The organism is Nonomuraea sp. 3N208, from assembly GCF_052245935.1.
In the GTDB taxonomy this organism is placed as follows: domain Bacteria; phylum Actinomycetota; class Actinomycetes; order Streptosporangiales; family Streptosporangiaceae; genus Nonomuraea.
In genome coordinates this window covers 1-911 of the sequence record NZ_JBQQBR010000174.1, presented here as the reverse complement: position 1 = coordinate 911, position 911 = coordinate 1, and the positions used below count along the sequence as shown (strand labels likewise).

Genomic DNA, 911 nt, shown 5'->3' with positions numbered 1-911 from the left:
ACCGCAAGGTCGTCGACGGCAGGGTGACCGAGCAGATCGACTACCTGACCGCCGACGAGGAAGACCGCTACGTCAAGGCGCAGGCCAACACGGTGCTCAACGCCGACGGCACGTTCGCCGACTCGCGCGTCCTGGTCCGCACCAAGGGCGGTGAGACCGAGCTCGCCCGTGCCGAGGAGGTCGACTACATCGACGTGTCGCCGCGCCAGATGGTGTCGGTGGCCACCGCGATGATCCCCTTCCTCGAGCACGACGACGCCAACCGCGCGCTCATGGGCTCCAACATGCAGCGCCAGTCGGTGCCGCTGCTCAAGAGCGAGGCGCCGCTGGTCGGCACCGGCATGGAATACCGTGCCGCGACCGACGCCGGCGACGTCATCAGCGCCGAGAAGGCCGGTGTGGTCGAGGAGGTCTCCGCCGACTACGTCACCGTCATGAACGACGACGGCACCCGGACCACCTACCGCGTGGCGAAGTTCAAGCGCTCCAACCAGGGCACGAGCTTCAACCAGAAGCCGATCGTCGCCGAGGGTGACCGGATCGAGGTCAACCAGGTCATCGCCGACGGCCCCTGCACCGACAAGGGCGAGATGGCGCTGGGCAAGAACCTCCTCGTGGCGTTCATGCCATGGGAGGGCCACAACTACGAAGACGCCATCATCCTGTCCCAGCGGCTGGTGCAGGACGACGTGCTGTCCTCGATCCACATCGAGGAGCACGAGGTCGACGCCCGTGACACCAAGCTGGGGCCTGAGGAGATCACGCGGGACATCCCGAACGTCTCCGAGGAGGTCCTGGCCGACCTGGACGAGCGGGGCATCATTCGCATCGGCGCCGAGGTGGTGCCGGGTGACATCCTGGTGGGCAAGGTCACCCCGAAGGGGGAGACCGAGCTGACGCCGGAGGAGCGG

1 pseudogene is annotated in these 911 nt (G+C 67.3%); it reads left to right on the top strand.

Features of this window, described 5'->3' with window-relative positions:
- Nucleotides 1-911: pseudogene (locus ACTWPT_RS60080) on the top strand (DNA-directed RNA polymerase subunit beta); the annotation flags it as partial.